The sequence below is a fragment of the Micromonospora sp. NPDC049089 genome (assembly GCF_040648775.1).
Classification (GTDB): domain Bacteria; phylum Actinomycetota; class Actinomycetes; order Mycobacteriales; family Micromonosporaceae; genus Micromonospora.
This window is the reverse complement of record NZ_JBEZEH010000004.1, coordinates 1-17,116: the sequence shown is the minus strand read 5'-3', so window position 1 is coordinate 17,116 and position 17,116 is coordinate 1. Positions and strand designations below refer to the sequence as shown.

Here is a 17,116-nt window from a genome sequence, read left to right as displayed (position 1 = left end):
TGTTCATGCTGGTCGGCGGCGTCGTGCGGGGCAAGTTGCGGTGAGCGCTGAGGGCTGCGCAACAGGTAACAGTTTGAAAACTTCGCCCACGGTCTTGACATAGACGGTCGTTCAGTAAGAAATTTTACCACTAACAGTTAAGAGTCCTTTGAAAATGCGAGGCGTCGATGGTTGATCATGAGGTGGACACCGCTGCGGGGACCGCGGTGGTCGACGCCGATGCGATCGACCGGCGGAACGCCCTCGGATCAACGTCCGACGGGGTGCTGGCCAGGGTCCGCAACGGGCTCGGCGAGTTGACCGGTGCTTTGCACCGCGTCGCCGAGCACGTGCTCAGCGACCCGGAGGCCGCCGCCCGCTCGACGATCGTCGAACTGGCCGAGCGCAGCGGTACCTCACCGGCGACCATCACCCGGTTCTGCCGGGCGATGGGCTTCGAGGGGTACGCCGACCTGCGACTGGGCATCGCCTCCGAGACCGGTCGGGCCCGCTCTGCCGGTTGGACAGTCGACATTGGACGGGAGATCCAGCCGAGCGACCCGCTCGCTCGCGTGCTCGACCAGATCATGGCGGCCGACACCCGGGCCATGCATGACACGGCCACCCTTCTCGATCTCGCTGAGGTCGAGCGGGCCGCGGTGGCGATCGCCGGCGCCAGCAGGGTGAACATCTTCGGTGCCAGCGGCAGCGCCCTGGTCGGTGAGGAGATGCAGTTCAGCCTGCACCGCATCGGTGTGGCCGCGTGGGCCTGGAACGACGTGCACGAGGGGCTGGCCAGCGCCGCGTTGCTGCGATCGGGGGACGTGGCGCTCGGCATCTCGCACACCGGGCAGACCCGCGAGACGATCGAGATGCTCGCCGAGGCGGGCAGCCGGGGCGCCACCACGCTCGCGCTCACCGGCTTCCCCCGCTCCCCGTTGGCCGAGCTGGCCGACATCGTCCTGCTCACCGCCAGCCAGGCGACCACCTTCCGGCCGGACGCGCTCTCCGCCCGGCACCCCCAACTGGTGGTGCTCGACCTGCTCTACATCGCCGTCGCCCAACGCACGCACGACCGCGCGCACGCGGCCTTCCGGCGGACAGCGCAGGCCGTCGACGGGCACAAGGCAGCGAAGGGAGCCCACTGATGATCAGCGCCCAGGGGTACGCGGACGCCGTCCGCCCGGTGCTCGACCGGCTGCTCGACTCGGAGGCCGACGGGATCACCCGGGCCGCCGACCTGATCGCCGACAGCCTGCGCGACGGCGGCGTGCTCCAGGCGTTCGGCGCCGGGCACTCGGAGGCGTTCGCCGCCGAGCTGGTCGCCCGGGCCGGCGGGTTGGTCCCCACCAACCGGCTCTCGGTACGGGACCTGGTGATGCACGGTGACGCCCCGCGTGACGTGCTCGCCGACCCCAAGCTGGAACGTGATCCCTCCATCGCCCACCAGATCTACGCGCTCGCGGCGCCCCAGCCGCGCGACGTGTTCGTGGTGGCGTCCCAGTCCGGCATCAACGGCTCGGTGGTCGAGCTGGCGGCGCTGGTCACCGAGCGCGGTCACCCGTTGATCGCGGTCACCTCGGTCGAGCACACCGCGCGGGTGGCGCCACGGCACCCGTCCGGGCACCGGCTCGCCGACCTCGCCGACGTCGTGCTGGACAACGGCGCGCCGTACGGCGATGCACTGCTGCCGCTCGAGGGCGGCGGCGCGGTCTGTGCGGTCTCCTCGGTCACCACGGCGCTGCTGGCGCAGTTGCTGACCGCGGAGGTCGTACGACGGTTCCACCAGGCCGGGGAGGTACCCCCTATCTACCTCTCCGCCAACGTCCCCGGCGGGGACGAGCACAACCTCGCCCTCGAGTCGCGGTACGCCGCACTTATCCGGCGTACCGCATGACCCGAATTTCACAAGGAGATACGACGATGTCGATTACCCCCGAACACCCGGCCGCACTCGACCGTCGCACGGTGCTGCGTCGCGCCGCCGCCGTGGGCATGCTCGCCACTCCGGCCATCGGCCTGCTCGGCGCCTGCGCCACCAGCGGCAGTGACGGTGACAACGAGCAGGTCGCCGGCGGAACCAAGAGCGAGGCGAACCCGCTGGGCGTCAAGGAGGACGCCGCGATCGAGGTGGTCATCTTCAACGGTGGTTACGGCGAGAAGTACGCCACCGACGTGCACGAGCCGCTGTACAAGAAGGCGTTCCCCAAGGCCGAGGTCAAGCACCAGGCCACCCAGGCCGTCTCCACTGTGCTACAGCCGCGCTTCGCCTCCGGCAACCCGCCGGAGTTCGTGAACAACTCGGGCGAGAAGCTGATGGACTTCGGCGCGCTCGTGGCCGACGGTCAGCTCCAGGACCTCACCGAGCTGTGGGACGCGCCGTCGGTCGACGACCCGACCAAGAAGGTCCGCGACACCGTGGTGCCGGGCACCATCGAGGCCGGTTCGTTCAACGGCAAGCCGTACGTCCTGTACTACGTCTCCACGGTCTTCGGCATCTGGTACTCGGCCAAGCTGTTCAAGGACAATGGCTGGGCGCCGGCGAAGACCTGGGAAGAGTTCATGACTCTGCTCACGAACATCAAGGCCAAGGGCATCACCCCGTACGGCTACGCCGGTGCGAACGCGGCCTACTACCAGTGGAACGTGATCCTCACCCAGGCCGCCAAGATCGGCGGCACGGACGTGCTGAAGAACATCGACAACCTGGAGGACGGCGCCTGGAAGCAGGACGCCGTGAAGCAGGCGGCCGCGGCGTGGGCCGAGGTCGGGGCGAAGTTCAGCGACAAGAGCTTCGAAGGCCTCAAGCACACCGACGTGCAGCTGCGGCAGAACCAGTACAAGGTGGCCCTGTACCCCAGCGGTGACTGGCTGGAGGGCGAGCAGAAGAAGGACACCCCGGCCGGCTTCGACTACCAGCTCATGCCGGTGCCGAGCCTGACCGCATCGGACAAGCTGCCAGCCACTGCGCTGCGCGCCACCGCCGGTGAGGGCTACTTCGTCTCGGCCAAGAGCAAGAACCCCAAGGGTGGCCTGGAGTACATGCGTCAGATGCTGTCGAAGGCGGGCGCGAAGGGCTTCACCGAGGTGGTCAAGGCCCCGACCGTGGTCACCGCCGGCTCGGAGGGCTTCTCCTTCCCGCCCGGCGTGGCCAGCTCGCAGGCCGCGCTCAAGGCAGCCGGTCAGGACGTGTTCAACCTGTACTTCGACGGCTGGTACAAGGAGCTCGACACGGAGGCGCGTACCGCCACCAACGAGCTGATGTTCGGCCGGATCAACGCCGACGCCTTCGTGGAGCGGATCCAGAAGCGCGCCGACGCCATCAAGAAGGACAGCTCCGTCACCAAGTTCAAGCGCTGATCGATCGGAGCTAGGGTCATGCGGCACGGCAAGTATCCATTCGTGATCGGGTTCCTGTTCGCCCCGGTCGCGCTGTACGTGACATTCGTGATCTGGCCGTACGCGCAGGCGTTCCAGATCTCGATGACCAACTGGCGGGGGCTGTCCGCCCCGCAGTGGGTGGGCTTCGACAACTACCAGAGGTTGCTCGACGACGGGGCCTTCTGGAAGGCGGTCCAGCACCACGGCGTACTGCTGCTTGCCCTGCCGCTGATCACCATTGCCATCGCGTTGTTCTTCTCCTTCCTGCTCAACGTGGGCGGCAAGAGCAGCGGTGGCCAACGCCAGGGGGTCTGGGGGGCGAAGTTCTACCGGGTGGTGTTCTTCTTCCCCCAGGTCCTGGCGGTGGCCATCATCGCGGTGTTGTTCCAGATGGTGTACCGGCCGAACGAGTCCGGCCTGATCAACGGCGTGTTGATGAAGTTCGGCATCGAGCCGATCCTCTTCCTGGTCAAGCCGAGCCTGGCCCTCTGGTCGATCCTCGCGGTGCTGGTCTGGCAGGCGGTCGGCTTCTACGTGGTGCTCTTCTCGGCCGGGATGGCCTCCATCCCCGGTGAGATCTATGAGGCCGCCGAGATGGACGGGGCGACGAGGGTGACGCTGTTCTTCCGGGTCACCCTGCCGCTGCTGTGGGACACGCTCCAGGTGGCCTGGGTGTACCTCGGGATCGCGGCGTTCGACGCGTTCGCCATCGTGGCGGTGCTCTCGGTGGACGGTGGCGGCCCGGACGGCGCCACCACCGTGCTAGCCATGGAGATCTACCGCAACGCGTTCGTCTACTCGAAGTACGGCTACGCCTCGGCGATGGGCGTGGCGTTGTTCTTCCTCACCCTCACGTTCGCGGCGCTGACGCTGCGGCTCACCAAGCGGGAAAGCGTGGAGTACTGATGAATCCGCAGTCGACGCTGCCGCCGACCCCGGCCGCGCTGCCGCCGAAGACCGGGGACCCGTCCGCCCCCGCCGGGCCGGGCCGCAAGGACCCTCGCTCGGAGGTACGGCTCTTCGCCGGCCTGGGGCACGTCGCGCTCGCCGTGTGGGCGGTGATCGTCATCGTGCCGATCCTCTGGACCTTCCTGGCCGCGTTCAAGAACACCAGCGAGATCTTCAGCAGCCCGTGGACGCTCCCGGCCGAGCTGCGGTGGGAGAACTTCGGGCGGGCCTGGACCAAGGCACACGTCGGCCGTTACTTCATCAACAGCGTGATCGTGGTGTCGTGCAGCACGTTCCTCACCATGCTGCTCGGCTCGATGGCCGCGTACGTGCTGGCCCGTTACAAGTTCTGGGGCAACCGGGCGGTCTACTACCTGTTCGTCTCCGGGTTGGCCTTCCCGGTCTTCCTGGCCCTGGTGCCGCTCTTCTTCGTCGTGAAGAACCTCGGGCTGCTCGACACCCACACCGGCGTGATCCTGGTCTACTCGGCGTACTCGTTGCCGTTCACCGTGTTCTTCCTGGCCGCGTTCTTCAAGACGCTACCGTCGTCGGTGGCCGAGGCGGGGATGATCGACGGCTGCTCGCACACCCGGCTGTTCTTCCAGGTGATGATGCCGATGGCGAAGCCGGGCCTGATCAGCGTGGCGATCTTCAACATCATCGGCCAGTGGGCGCAGTACCAGCTCCCGTTGGTGCTGCTCTCCAACGCCAAGGACAAGTGGGTGCTCACCCAGGGCATCGCCGACATCTCGGTGAACGCCGGCTACGAGGCGGACTGGTCCGGGCTGTTCGCCGCGCTGACCATCGCCATCCTCCCGATGATCATCGTGTACGCGGTCTTCCAGCGTCAGATCCAGGCCGGCCTCACCTCCGGAGCGGTGAAGTAGGACGCCTCACCGCTCGTCGACGCGGGTGTGCCAGGAGCGCCACAGCGCCGCGTACGCCCCGCCGGCCGCGACCAGCTCGTCGTGGCTGCCGATCTCGGTGATCCGACCGTCGGCGAGCACGGCGACCCGGTCGGCGTCGTGCGCGGTGTTGAGTCGGTGCGCGATCGCGATGACGGTCCGCCCGACCAGCACGGCGGCCAGAGCGCGTTCGGTCCGGCGGGCGGTGGACGGGTCGAGCGCGGCGGTCGCCTCGTCCAGGATCAGCGTGTGCGGGTCGGCGAGCACCAACCGGGCCAGCGCGAGCTGTTGGGCCTCGGCCGCACCGAGTTGACGGGCCCCGTCGCCGAGCTGGGTGTCCAGGTCGTCGGGGAGCTCGGCGAACCACTCGGCGCCCACCGTGAGCAGCGCGGCACGCATCTCCTCGTCGGTGGCGTCGGGCGCGGCGAAGGAGAGGTTGTCGCGTACCGAGCCGATGAAGACGTGGTGCTCCTGGGTGACCAGGGCGATCCGGCGGCGTCGCTCGGCCGGGTCGAGGTCGGTGATCGGGCAGCCACCGATGGTGACGACGCCGTGGCGTGGCGCGTCGATCCCGGCCAGCAGCCGGGCCAGGGTGGACTTGCCGGCGCCGGACGGGCCGACGACGGCCAGCCGTTCACCGGGCTGCACCTCCAGGTCGATGCCGTGCAGCACGTCCGGCCCGTCGGAGTAGGAGAACCGGGCGCCACTGACGACCAGCCGCTCACCCCGTGACGAGGCGTTCGTGCCGGGTGCTTCCGGCGGGACCATGCCCACGCCGAGCAGTCGCGCGTACGACGCGAAGCCGCGCTGCGCCTGCTCGGTCCACTGCAACAGCCGGTCCAACGGGTCGATCGCCTGTTGCAGGTAGAGCGCGGCGGCGACCACCGCGCCGAGCGACACCATGTCCCGGGAGAGCAGGTAGCCCCCGACGAGCAGGACCATGGCGACCGGCAGCGGATAGCTGGCCTCGACGACCGAGAAGAACACGGTACGCAGCGCGAGGGTCGCCCGACGGGCCCGCCACACCGCTGTGACGCGGGTGGTGCCGTGCCGGATCCGGTCGTCGGCCAGCCGCAGCGCCTCCACTGTGCGCGCGCCCTCGGCGGTGGTGGTCAGCGTCTCGGTCAGCTCGGCTGCCGCCGCGCCCTCGGTGAGGTACGCGGAGCTGGCCCGGCGCAGGTACCAGCGGGTCACCGCCACGATCGACGGGAGCCCGGCCAGCGCGGCCAACCCGAGCAGCGGATGCAGCAGGAAGACGGCCCCGAACAGCAACGTCAACTGCACAGTGGCGATGACCATGGTGGGCACCACGTCCCGGACGGTGGTGCCGACCGTCGACACGTCGACCGAGCTGCGGGTGGCCAGGTCCCCGGAGCCGGCACGCTCGACGACCGAGACGGGCAGCCCGAGAGTCCGGGAGACGAACTCCTCGCGCAGCTCGGCGACGGCCCGTTCGCCGAAGCGGTGGCCGGCGTACTGGGCGTACCGGGAGAGCAGGGCGCTGACCACGACGCAGCCGGCGATGGCCAGTGCCAGCCGGTCCACTGTCGCCACGCCCGCGCCCGCGGTGACCCGGTCGACGATGGTGCCCAGCAGCCACGGCGGGGCGAGCCCGGCGACCGCGGCGGCGCTGTGCAGCGCCAGCACGACCCCGACGGCGCGCCGGTGCCGGCTGATCATGTCCCGCAGGGCGCGGCGTACGGTGCCACGGTCGGCGACCGGCAGCCGGCTCACCGGTACGCCTCCTCGCTGCCGCGGGCCACCAGGTGCCGGTAGGCCGGGTCGTCGTCGAGCAGGTCGGCGTGGCTGCCGGTGGCGGTGACCCGGCCGGCGCTCAGAAGCGCGACCACGTCGGCCCGGCCGAGCAGCAGCGGCGACGTGGCGATCACCACTGTGGTCCGCCCGGCCCGCGCGGCCCGCAGCCGCTCGGCGATCCGCGCCTCGGTGTGCGCGTCCACCGCCGACGTCGGGTCGACGAGGATCAGCACCTCCGGTTCGCTGCTCAACGCCCGGGCCAGGCGCAGGCGTTGGCGTTGACCGCCGGAGAGCGTCCGGCCTCGGGCGTCGATCGGGGTGTCCAGCCCGGCGGGCAGGGCGTCGACGACGTCCTGCGCCGATGCGGTCCGCAGGGCCGCGCCGATCCGTTCGTCATCGTCGTCGGCCCCGGCTCGCAGGATGTCGCGCAGGGTGCCGGCGAAGAGGTAGGAGTCGTGGTCGGCGACGAGGATCCGCGCGCGGACCTCGTCCAGGGCGACCTCGCGCAGCGGCACGCCGCCCCAGGCGACGTCGCTGGCCACGTACCGGCCGAGCCGGTCGGCCAACGCCACGGCCGCCGCCGGGTCGTCCGCCGCCACCCCGGTCAGGTGGCCGACGCGCACGGTCAGGCCGGTCACCGGGTCGTGCAGGTCGGCCGGGTCGTCCGGCCCGGCCAGGTCGTCCGGCCGGCGTGCCTCGGGCACGGCGCCCGGCCACCGGCGGCCCGGGCCACCGACGTCGTCCGGTGTCACGTTGAGCAGGTCGGCGATCCGTCGGGCGGCGACCCGGCCGCGAATGAGCTGGTAACTGCCCTCCAGCAGAAACCAGACCGGCACGATCAGGGTCGCCACGTAGCCGTAGACGGCGACCAACTCGCCGATCGTGACGTCGCCGGTCACCGCCATCCGGGCCGTCAGCCACACCACCGCCGCCAGGAACAACCCGGGGATGGCAACCGTCGCCGCGTCGATCCAGCTGTTGACCGCGCCGACCCGGTAGCCCTCGGCGCGTAGCTCCTGGGACCGGGCCGCGTACCGCCGGGCGAACAGGTCCCGGCCGCCCACCCCGGCGAGCACCCGCAGCCCGGCGACGATGTCACCGGACCGGGCGGTGAGCGCGCCCTGTTGCCGGCGGTAGACCGATTCGACCTGCTCCAGGCGGCGCAGCAGCGGCCCCACGATCAGACCGACCACCGGCACCCCCACCAGCACGCAGAGCGCGAGCATCGGGGAGACCGACCAGAGCACCACGGCGATCACCCCGTACGCGATGACAGCGCCGACGCCGGGCCCGGTCAGCGTCAGCACCTGCGCCGTCCAGTCGATGTCGGAGCCGCCGATGGTGGACACCTCGCCCGCCCCGACCCGCCGGGGCAGCACCGCGCCGATGCGGGACAGGTGGCGCAGCAGAACCTCCGCCGAGCGGGCCTTGGCGTCCTCCCGGATGAAGGTCATCGTGCGGTGCCGCATGATGCCCAGGTAGGACAGGGCCACGCCCGCGACGACGATCGCTGCTACCCAGAGCGCCAGGGCCTGGGTGTCGCGTTCGCGCAGCCCGTCGTCGACGGCGCGGGCGATCAGGTAGGGCCGGGCCGAGAGCCCGATCATCCAGGCCGTGCCGATCAGGCTGCCGCGCAGCACCCGCCAGGGTTGGCAGCGGACGAGCCACCAGAGGTAGCGCATCGGACCGCGGGCGTCGGGGGTGCCGGGATCGGGATGCGGGATCTGCGGAGGCACCTGATCACGCTACCGACCGGCCCCGACAGCCCACCGGCCCGACGACGGTGAGGTGCGCCTCCGTTCCTGTCGGACGGGAGAGGCAGAATCACGTTCGTGCTGGTGGCGGTGGTGTCCGACGAGCGGGGTGGGGGAGTGCTGTGCCCGCTGGACGCCACCGGCCGGCCGACCGGCCGACCCGAGGTCGTCACCGATCTGGTCGCCGCGGTCGCCGCCCGCGAGGCCGCCGAGCACCCGCGCTGGGTCTGGTCGACCGCCACGGCGCTCTACCCGACGCTGCTGCGCGCCGGCGTCCGGGTCGATCGGTGTCACGACGTGGAGTTGACCGAGGCGTTGCTGCTCGGGCACGTGGGCCGTTGGGGTGAGCCCCGCTCGCTGGCCGCCGCCTGGGCCCGGCTGACCGGCGCGGCGGTGCCGCCCGACCCGCCGCCGCGCGCCGCAGCGCCACCCGGGCACGGGCAGGGCGCGCTCTTCGACACCCTGCCCGGTCCGCCGGGCCCGGGCATCGAGGCACTGACCCAGGTGTACGCCGACCAGCTCACCCGCGTCGCCGCGACGGAGCACCCCGGCCGGTTCCGGTTGCTGGTGGCCGCGGAGTCGGCCGGCGCGCTGATCGCGGCGGAGATGGGTGTCGTCGGGCTGCCCTGGCGGGCCGACGTGCACAACGAGATCCTGCACGAGCTGCTCGGGGAGGCGTCCCCGGTCGGTGGTCCGCCACGCCGACTCGCCGAGCTGGCCGCCCGGATCGCCGACGCGCTCGGCGTACGCGGCCTGCACACCGACTCACCGGCGGAGCTGCTGAAGGCGTTCGCCCGGGCCGGGGTGGAGCTGCCCAACACCCGGGCCTGGGTGCTGCGCGGGGTGGACCATCCGGCGGTGCCGCTGGTGCTGGAATACAAGGAGCTGTACCGGATCTGGACGGCGCACGGCTGGTCCTGGCTCGATCAGTGGGCCCGGGGAGGCCGGTTCCAACCGGAGTACGTGCCGGCTGGGGTCGTCTCCGGCCGGTGGGCCACCCGGGGCGGTGGCGCGTTGCAGATTCCCAAGGTGATCCGCCGGGCGGTGGTGGCCGATCCGGGCTGGCGGCTGGTGGTCGCCGACGCCGGCCAGTTGGAGCCCCGGGTGCTGGCCGCGGTCTCCGGCGACGCGCGGTTGGCGGCGGCGGGTGGTGCCGGCGACCTCTACGCGGCCCTGGCCCGGGACTCGTTCGGCGGTGACCGGGCCAAGGCCAAGGTGGCCCTGCTCGGCGCCATGTACGGGCAGACCGGCGGGGCCGCGGTGCCCGCGTTGGCGGTGCTGAAGCGCAGTTACCCGACGGCGTTCGGTTACGTCGAGGCGGCGGCGCGTACCGGTGAGACGGGTGGGCTGGTGCGGTCGTGGCTGGGGCGGACGTGTCCGCCCGGCTCGGTCGGGTTCGGTGATCTCGACGACGAGCCCGCCGACCCGGAGCGGGCGGGTGATCCGCACAGTCCGCGGGCGCGTGCCGCCCGGTCCCGGGGCCGTTTCACCCGCAACTTCGTCATCCAGGCCACGGCGGCGGAGTGGGCCTCCACGTTGCTGGCCACGCTGCGGACGGAGCTGTCCGGCACCGACGCCGAGCTGGTCTTCTTCCAGCACGACGAGGTGGTCGTGCACGCGCCGGCCGATCAGGCGGACGCGGTCTCCGAGGCTGTCAACCGGTCGGGCGAGCGAGCCTCCGCGCTGCTCTTCGGTGCGACGCCGGTCCGGTTCCCACTGGACCTGTCCATCGTCGACTGCTACGCCGACGCGGCCTGATCCGTGCTCGCGCCATGATCAAGTGACGAAAAGTAGGTTTCAGGAGCCCTCCCGCCTACGCGTCAGGGGTGGCAGCGGGGCGGAGCGGCTGCGGTCCGGTGTATAACGGTTGTGCTATTTCTCCTTTTCGCCCCGCCACCCCTGGCTGGCGCTCCTCGTTGCAGTGTCCGTAGGAGGGGGCGGATCGGTCGCGGTCGCTCCCATGCTTGAGGGGGCGCAGCTGAACGGGATCGCAGGAATGATCATCGCCGCAGGCGGGGGACGACGGATCGGTGGTCCCGAGGCGCTGCTGCACCAGGGCGACAAGCCGCTGGTGAATCAGATGATCGACACGATGACCGAGGCGGGCTGCGAGCAGATCGTGGTCGTCCTGGGCGCTGCCGCCGAGCAGGTCCAGGAAACCGCCGACCTGGGCAAGGCGACCGTTGTGATCAACAAGGCGTGGGGCACCGGGGTCGGCTCGTCCATCCGGGCCGGCCTGGCTGCCATGGACGACGAGGGGATCGAAGCGGTGGTGGTGGTGCCGGTCGACATGCCGGGCCTGACCGCCGAGGCGGTCAGCCGGGTGGCCGCGCTGCCGTACCCGGACGTGCTGGTCTGCGCCACCTACGACGGTCTGCGCGGCTACCCGATGCTGTTCGGCCGCCGGCACTGGCCCGGCATCGCGACCCTGGCCAGCGCCGACGTCGGTGCTCGGCCGTACCTGTTGGCGCACAAGGACCAGATCGTCGACATCGCCTGCGACTCGGTGGCCGACGGCAGCCGGGTCGACACTCCGGAGCTGATGGAGATGTACGGGCTCACTGTCCCGCCGCAGCGCGTCGGGGTGTAGGACCGCGCCGATCTTGCCCCGCCCCGCCGCGCCCCCGCCCCGCCCCGCCGCGCCGCGCCGCGCCGATCTTGCACTTCCTGTTGCCGAATCACGGGTGATTGCCCCGTTTGTCGGGACAGAAAGTGCAAGATCGACGGGGACGGGACGGGGACGGGACGGGACGGAGACGGGGGCGTGGGTGGGGTGGGGTTACTCCGCGATCTGGTCCAGCTCGCCGGTGGCGGCGAGACGCTGGTACCAGTGGGCGCTGTCCTTCCAGGTGCGTACCTGGGTGTCGTAGTCGACCCGGATGATGCCGAAGCGACGGTCGTAGCCGTAGCCCCACTCGAAGTTGTCCAGCAACGACCAGACGAAGTAGCCGCGCACATCCGCGCCCTGCGCGCGGGCGTCGGCCATCGCGCCGATGTGCCGACGCAGGTAGTCGATCCGCCGGTCGTCGTGGATCCGGCCGTCGGCCGACACCACATCGTCGAACGCCGCGCCGTTCTCGGTGATCATCATGGGCTGGTGGGGGTACTCGCGCTGGAGGCGCAGTAGCAGCTCGGTCAGCGCCGGCGGGTCGATGTTCCAACCCATCGCCGTGTACGGGCCGGGCTGCGGCAGGAAGTCGACGTTCTCCGCGGCGACCCACGGCGTCGAGGTCGACGCGCCGTGCCCGTCAGCGTCGGAGCGGGCCGACACCCCGTCCCACGCCCGGACCAGGGTGCTGGAGTAGTAGTTGACCCCGAGCACGTCCAGCGGCACCGCGATCAGCTTCTCGTCGCCCTCGCGCACGAACGACCAGTCGGTGACGGAAGCGGTGTCGGCCAGCAGGTCGGCCGGGTACTCCCCGTCCAGCATCGGGCCGAGGAACGCCCGGTTCGCCAACGCGTCGATCCGCCGGACCGCGTCCTGGTCGGCGGCCGAGTCCGACGCACCCCGGATGACGTGCAGGTTCAGGGTCACCGACAGCTCGGCGGAGGGGGCCAGCTCGCGGACCACCCGACCGGCCAGCCCGTGCGCGAGGTTGAGGTGGTGCACCGCGGCCAGCGCCGCCGCCGGCTCGGTCCGACCCGGCGCGTGTACGCCGGAGGCGTAGCCCAGGTACGCGGAGCACCACGGCTCGTTGAGCGTCGTCCAGGTGTGCACCCGGTCGCCCAGCGCACCGACGATGCCCGCCGCGTACTCCTGGAAGCGCAACGCGGTCTCCCGCGCCGCCCACCCACCGGCGTCCTCCAACTCCTGCGGCAGGTCCCAGTGGTACATGGTGGCGACCGGGCGGACGCCCCGCTCCAGCAGCCCGTCCACCAGCCGCGAGTAGAAGTCGATGCCGGCCTGGTTGAACCGGCCCGAGCCGCCCGGCTGCACCCGGGGCCAGGAGATGGAGAACCGGTACGCCCCGAGCCCCAGGTCGGCGATGTGCCCGAGGTCGTCGGCCCACCGGTGGTAGTGGTCGGCGGCCACGTCACCGGTGTCACCGTTGAGGGTTCGACCCGGTGTGTGGCTGTAGGTGTCCCAGATGGATGGTCCGCGCCCGTCCTCGGTCGCCGCGCCCTCGATCTGGTACGCGGCCGTCGCCGAGCCCCAGACGAAGCTCTCCGGGAAGTGGTGTTGCGTCATCGTTCCGTCCCCTGGATCTCGCAGATATAGCCCGTCGAGGTGCCGGCCACCAGTTCGGCGCTGACCGTCCCACCCTCGTAGCGCACGTCGAACTCGGCGCCCGGCCCGTTGCCGGGTGACGGTACCCGTACCCGGGTCCGCTGCCCCTCGGCCGGTGCGTACACCCGCAGCCGCACATCGTCGGCCCACTCGTAGTCCGGTCGGTCGGTGCGCGAGCCGAACGGGATGACCGCGCCCGGTCGGGCCAGCACCGGCAGGCTGTCGAAGCAGTGCTTCTCGGTCAGCCAGGCCGGGCCGGTGACCTGCGCGCCGGTGACCAGGTGCGTCCAGGTGCCGGCGGGTACGTAGTAGGTGACGTCGCCGTCGGCGCTGAGCACCGGGGCGACCAGCACGTCCGGGCCGAGCATGTACTGCCGGTCCAGGTGTGTCGTCGCCGGGTCGTCCGGGAACTCCAGGAACATCGGGCGCATCACCGGCGTCCCGTCGCGGTGCGCCTCCTGGGCGGCAGCTGCCAGGTACGGCATCAGGCCGAGCTTGAGGTGGGTGAAGTGCCGCAGCACGTCCACGGACTCCTCGTCGTACGCCCACGGCACCCGGTACGAGCCGGACCCGTGCAGCCGGGAATGAGAGGAGAGCAGCCCGAAGGCGACCCACCGCTTGAACACCGCCGGGTCGGGAGTGCCCTCGAAGCCGCCGATGTCGTGGCTCCAGTAGCCGAAGCCGGAGGCCGCCAGGGACAACCCGCCGCGCAGCGACTCGGCCATCGCGACGAACGTCGACTCGCAGTCGCCGCCCCAGTGCACGGGGAACTGCTGCCCGCCGGCGGTGGCCGAGCGGGCGAACAGCACCGCCTCGCCCTCGCCGCGCTCGGTTTCCAGCAGCTCGAAGACGGCCTTGTTGTAGAGGTACGAGTAGTAGTTGTGCATCCGCTGCGGGTCCGAGCCGTCGTGCCACACCACGTCGGTCGGGATGCGCTCACCGAAGTCGGTCTTGAAGCAGTCGACGCCCATGTCCAGCAGGGCCTTGAGTTTGCCGGTGAACCAGCGGACCGCGTCCGGGTTGGTGAAGTCGACGAGCGCCATGCCGGCCTGCCACTTGTCCCACTGCCAGACCGAACCGTCCGGGTTGCGGACCAGGTAACCGGCCTCGCGGCCCTCCTCGAAGAGGTAGGAGCGCTGCGCGATGTACGGGTTGATCCAGACGCACACCTTCAGGTCGCGCTCGTGCAGCCGGCGCAGCATCCCCTCCGGGTCTCCGAAGGTCGCCGGGTCCCAGATGAAGTCGACCCAGTGGAACTGACGCATCCAGAAACAGTCGAAGTGGAACACCGACAGCGGCAGCCCCCGCTCGGCCATCCCGTCGACGAACTCGGTCACCGTCTTCTCGTCGTACGAGGTGGTGAACGAGGTCGACAACCAGAGGCCGTACGACCAAGCGGGGATCCGGGCCGGACGGCCGGTGAGGGCGGTGTAGCGGCGCAGCACGTCCTTCGGGTGGGGTCCGTCGATGACGTAGTAGGTGAGCGACTGGCCCTCGACGCTGAACTGGGTCTGAGCGACGACCTCGGAGCCGACCTCGAACGACACGTGCTCCGGGTGGTCGACGAAGACCCCGTAGCCGGCGCTGCTCAGGTAGAACGGCACGTTCTTGTACGCCTGCTCGCTGGCGGTGCCTCCGTCGGCGTTCCAGATGTCGACGGTCTGCCCGTTCTTCACGAACGGGCCGAAGCGCTCGCCCAACCCGTACACCGTCTCGCCGACACCGAGGGCGAGCCGTTCGTGTACGTGCCGGCGGCCCTCGGCGTCGGTGACGACGCCGATGCTGCGTGCGGTGGACGCGGTGACCAGCCGGTCGCCGTGCAGGAAGTCGACCCGCCACCCGTCGATGAGCGCGACCCGCGCGGTCAGTTCGCCGGAGGTCAGTGTCGCGCTGAGCCCGGTGACGTCGACGGTGACCGGGTGCGTGTCGTCGGTGCTCAGCCCGAAGTGCGGCTCGCGGGGCAACCCTCCGGTGTGGTGGGCGATGGTCACGCCGATGACACCGGGGGCGGGGGAGAAGAACCGGACGGTGACCAGGGGGCGGTTGAGGGTGTCGCCGCGGCCGGTGATCTGACCGGTCGGTGCGAAGACGGTGAAGCCGCGCTCGTCCGGCTCGACCGACTCCACGATGCCGGGGCGCAGGACGCTGACGCCGGGGCGCAGCTGCCAGTACCCGTCGGTGAACTTCACTTCTCGGCTCCTGCCGTGATGCCGCGCGCCAGAGTGCGCTGGAAGATGAGGAAGAAGAGGATGGCCGGCACCAGGCTGATCAGCGCGCCGGCGTTGGTGGTCGGAGCGTCCATCAGCCGGTCGCCCTGCAACGACGCGAGCGCGACCGGAATGGTCTGCGTCTGGTTGTCGATCAGCATGACCAGCGGGATGAGGAACTCGTTCCACGTCCAGATGAAGAAGAAGATGAGCAGCACCGCGAGGGTGGGCCGCAGGTTGGGGAAGACCACCCGCCACAGCACCGTCCACTTGCCGGCGCCGTCCAGCGCGGCGGCCTCCAGCAGCGAGCGCGGGAACGTGCCCATCACCGAGGCGAGCAGGTACGTGCCGAACGCGCTCTGGATCACGGTGAAGATGATGATCACCGAGAGCTGGGTGTTGTAGAGGCCGACCTGCTTCGCCGCGTAGTACAGCGGGTAGATCAGCGCCTCCTGCGGCAGCATGTTGGCCAGCAGGAAGAGACCCACGATCCACAGCCGGCCCCGGACCCGGCCGATGCCCAGCGCGTACGCGTTGAGCAGTGACACGGCGACGCCGAGCACTGCCACCGAGCCGGCGATGACCGCCGAGTTCCAGAACTTCAGCGGAAAGTTGACAGCGGTCCAGTACGTGCGCAGACCCTTGGTGTAGAACTCCGTCGGCCAGCTCAGCGGGCCGCCCGACGAGTAGTCGCCGGGCGACTTGAACGCGTTGAGCAGCATGAACGCGAACGGCACCAGCATCACGAGCGCGCCGAGGGTGACCAGGGCGAGCACCACCCAGCGGCTGACGCCACGGTGGTGTCGATCGCGTACGGGCCGGGCCGGCGTCACCGCCGCCGGGCTCGGTGTGAGCGTGACGGCCATGTCAGAACCCCTGGTCCCGGCGCTCGCTGCGGGCCTGCATCCAGATGAAGACCCCGGCCACCACCACGATGATCAGTGTCAGCACCGTGGAGATCGCGGAGCCGTAGCCAACCTGCAGCTTCTTGAAGAACGTGTAATAGGCGAAGTAGCTCGGCACGTTCGTCGCGTTGTCCGGACCACCCCGGGTCAGCGCGAAGATCGGCCCGAACACCTTCAACGCGGCGATGGTGCAGGTGAGGGCCACCACGAAGGTCTCCGGCCGGATCTGCGGAAGGGTGATCGCCCGGATCCGGTGCAGCCAGTTCGCGCCGTCGACCTCGGCCGCCTCGTACAGCTCGGGGTCGACCCGCTGCAACGCCGCCATGAAGACGACCACCGGGTAGCCGATCTGCACCCAGATCATCACGGCCATCACGGCCGGCAGGGCGGTGCCCGGGTCGCCGAGCCAGTCATGGCGTAACGCGCCGAGACCGACCACGTCGAGAAGGCTGTTGAACGCGCCGTCGGGGCGCAGGATCCAGCCCCAGACGATGCCGGCCACCACGACGGGCAGCACCTGCGGGAGGTAGAACGCGGCCCGTAGCGCGGCGGCGGTGCGGGGCTTGAACCGGCGGCCGACGACGTCGAAGAGCACCGCGGCGAGCAGCAGCCCCAGCACCGTGGGCACCACCACCATCGCGACGAGCATCCAGACGGTGTTGCGGAACGACGCCCAGAACACGTCGTCCTGGAGCAACTGCCGGTAGTTGTCCAGGCCGACCCACCGGGGGTCGCCGATGCCGGACCACTTGGTCAACGAGAGGTAGAGGGTGCCGACCAGCGGCGCGCCGATGACCAGGAGAAAGAGCACCGCTCCGGGGAGCAGGTAGAGCCAGTACGCCGCGTTGCGGCCGCGGCGTCTGCGGCTGGGCGCGGGCGGGGTGGGGGTCGCGGCCGGCGGTGTGGCGGCGACCGTCTCGGAGACTGCCATGGAAGATCCTTCCCGGCGGGGCGGGGGGGGGGCCCCGCCGGCGGGGGCGGCGCGGCCGCCCCGCCCGCCGGGTCGAGCGGGTGGACACCCTGCACAACCAAGACACACAATGATTGAGAAAGT

The 17,116-nt window shown here is 70.6% G+C and carries 13 protein-coding genes; 7 read left to right on the top strand and 6 right to left on the bottom strand.

What is annotated here, in order from left to right:
* Nucleotides 1-167: 167 nt before the first annotated feature.
* Genes AB0B48_RS01615 through AB0B48_RS01595 form a run of 5 tightly spaced genes read left to right on the top strand, consistent with a single transcriptional unit; the run spans nt 168 to nt 5,195 of the window.
* A complete protein-coding gene (locus AB0B48_RS01615; protein WP_357194340.1) occupies nt 168-1,127 on the top strand; it encodes a MurR/RpiR family transcriptional regulator in 960 nt (319 codons plus the stop codon).
* Nucleotides 1,127-1,876: an SIS domain-containing protein gene (locus AB0B48_RS01610; protein ID WP_357194337.1), complete on the top strand. Its 750-nt coding sequence runs from the start codon at nt 1,127-1,129 to the stop codon at nt 1,874-1,876. Before AB0B48_RS01615 ends, AB0B48_RS01610 begins: the two co-directional genes overlap by 1 nt.
* A 26-nt stretch (nt 1,877-1,902) precedes the next feature.
* On the top strand, nt 1,903-3,339 hold the full coding sequence (gene ngcE, locus AB0B48_RS01605) for an N-acetylglucosamine/diacetylchitobiose ABC transporter substrate-binding protein (protein WP_357194334.1): 1,437 nt from the start codon (nt 1,903-1,905) through the stop codon (nt 3,337-3,339).
* A gap of 18 nt (nt 3,340-3,357) precedes the next feature.
* Nucleotides 3,358-4,266 carry a sugar ABC transporter permease gene (locus AB0B48_RS01600; RefSeq protein WP_354878663.1) on the top strand — a complete coding sequence of 303 codons (909 nt, stop codon included), beginning with the start codon at nt 3,358-3,360 and terminating at the stop codon, nt 4,264-4,266.
* Nucleotides 4,266-5,195, top strand: coding sequence for a carbohydrate ABC transporter permease (locus AB0B48_RS01595; RefSeq protein WP_354878666.1), 930 nt, complete (start codon nt 4,266-4,268; stop codon nt 5,193-5,195). Before AB0B48_RS01600 ends, AB0B48_RS01595 begins: the two co-directional genes overlap by 1 nt.
* Before the next feature lie 6 nt (nt 5,196-5,201).
* Here AB0B48_RS01595 and AB0B48_RS01590 read toward each other — a convergent pair whose 3' ends face one another.
* Together AB0B48_RS01590 and AB0B48_RS01585 are read right to left on the bottom strand one after the other, a co-directional pair.
* On the bottom strand, nt 5,202-6,893 hold the full coding sequence (locus AB0B48_RS01590; RefSeq protein WP_357194464.1) for an ABC transporter ATP-binding protein: 1,692 nt from the start codon (nt 6,891-6,893) through the stop codon (nt 5,202-5,204).
* Nucleotides 6,894-6,943: 50 nt separating this feature from the next.
* Complete coding sequence (locus AB0B48_RS01585) at nt 6,944-8,650, bottom strand: ABC transporter ATP-binding protein (RefSeq protein WP_357194461.1); 1,707 nt, start codon at nt 8,648-8,650, stop codon at nt 6,944-6,946.
* A gap of 120 nt (nt 8,651-8,770) precedes the next feature.
* Here AB0B48_RS01585 and AB0B48_RS01580 point away from each other — a divergent pair, with 120 nt between their 5' ends.
* A complete protein-coding gene (locus tag AB0B48_RS01580) occupies nt 8,771-10,480 on the top strand; it encodes a bifunctional 3'-5' exonuclease/DNA polymerase (RefSeq protein WP_357194459.1) in 1,710 nt (569 codons plus the stop codon).
* A 238-nt stretch (nt 10,481-10,718) separates the two neighbouring features.
* A complete protein-coding gene (locus AB0B48_RS01575) occupies nt 10,719-11,312 on the top strand; it encodes a nucleotidyltransferase family protein (protein WP_238687087.1) in 594 nt (197 codons plus the stop codon).
* 189 nt (nt 11,313-11,501) lie between these two features.
* Here the strand turns inward: AB0B48_RS01575 and AB0B48_RS01570 are convergent, their stop codons facing one another.
* The 4 genes from AB0B48_RS01570 to AB0B48_RS01555 are packed head-to-tail and all read right to left on the bottom strand — an operon-like array spanning nt 11,502 to nt 16,993.
* The gene (locus AB0B48_RS01570; RefSeq protein ID WP_357194329.1) at nt 11,502-12,911 is read right to left on the bottom strand and encodes a GH1 family beta-glucosidase; all 1,410 of its coding nucleotides are present in this window, start codon (nt 12,909-12,911) and stop codon (nt 11,502-11,504) included.
* On the bottom strand, nt 12,908-15,139 hold the full coding sequence (yicI, locus tag AB0B48_RS01565; protein ID WP_357194326.1) for an alpha-xylosidase: 2,232 nt from the start codon (nt 15,137-15,139) through the stop codon (nt 12,908-12,910). The genes AB0B48_RS01570 and yicI overlap by 4 nt, the downstream gene beginning before the upstream one ends.
* Nucleotides 15,136-16,023 (bottom strand): carbohydrate ABC transporter permease, encoded by an 888-nt coding sequence (locus AB0B48_RS01560; RefSeq protein ID WP_357194323.1) that lies wholly within the window; start codon nt 16,021-16,023, stop codon nt 15,136-15,138. The genes yicI and AB0B48_RS01560 overlap by 4 nt, the downstream gene beginning before the upstream one ends.
* 1 nt (nt 16,024) lies before the next feature.
* Nucleotides 16,025-16,993, bottom strand: coding sequence for a sugar ABC transporter permease (locus tag AB0B48_RS01555; RefSeq protein ID WP_357194321.1), 969 nt, complete (start codon nt 16,991-16,993; stop codon nt 16,025-16,027).
* Nucleotides 16,994-17,116 lie beyond the last annotated feature (123 nt).

What these genes read in the sequence shown, in the direction of transcription:
- AB0B48_RS01590 (WP_357194464.1), bottom strand. Translation starts at nt 6,893, where the DNA reads ATGATCAGCCGGCACCGGCGCGCCGTCGGGGTCGTGCTGGCGCTGCAC.
- ngcE (WP_357194334.1), top strand. Translation starts at nt 1,903, where the DNA reads ATGTCGATTACCCCCGAACACCCGGCCGCACTCGACCGTCGCACGGTG.
- AB0B48_RS01610 (WP_357194337.1), top strand. Translation starts at nt 1,127, where the DNA reads ATGATCAGCGCCCAGGGGTACGCGGACGCCGTCCGCCCGGTGCTCGAC.
- AB0B48_RS01560 (WP_357194323.1), bottom strand. Translation starts at nt 16,023, where the DNA reads ATGGCCGTCACGCTCACACCGAGCCCGGCGGCGGTGACGCCGGCCCGG.
- AB0B48_RS01570 (WP_357194329.1), bottom strand. Translation starts at nt 12,911, where the DNA reads ATGACGCAACACCACTTCCCGGAGAGCTTCGTCTGGGGCTCGGCGACG.
- AB0B48_RS01595 (WP_354878666.1), top strand. Translation starts at nt 4,266, where the DNA reads ATGAATCCGCAGTCGACGCTGCCGCCGACCCCGGCCGCGCTGCCGCCG.
- AB0B48_RS01575 (WP_238687087.1), top strand. Translation starts at nt 10,719, where the DNA reads ATGATCATCGCCGCAGGCGGGGGACGACGGATCGGTGGTCCCGAGGCG.
- AB0B48_RS01615 (WP_357194340.1), top strand. Translation starts at nt 168, where the DNA reads ATGGTTGATCATGAGGTGGACACCGCTGCGGGGACCGCGGTGGTCGAC.
- AB0B48_RS01555 (WP_357194321.1), bottom strand. Translation starts at nt 16,993, where the DNA reads ATGGCAGTCTCCGAGACGGTCGCCGCCACACCGCCGGCCGCGACCCCC.
- AB0B48_RS01600 (WP_354878663.1), top strand. Translation starts at nt 3,358, where the DNA reads ATGCGGCACGGCAAGTATCCATTCGTGATCGGGTTCCTGTTCGCCCCG.
- AB0B48_RS01585 (WP_357194461.1), bottom strand. Translation starts at nt 8,650, where the DNA reads ATGCGCTACCTCTGGTGGCTCGTCCGCTGCCAACCCTGGCGGGTGCTG.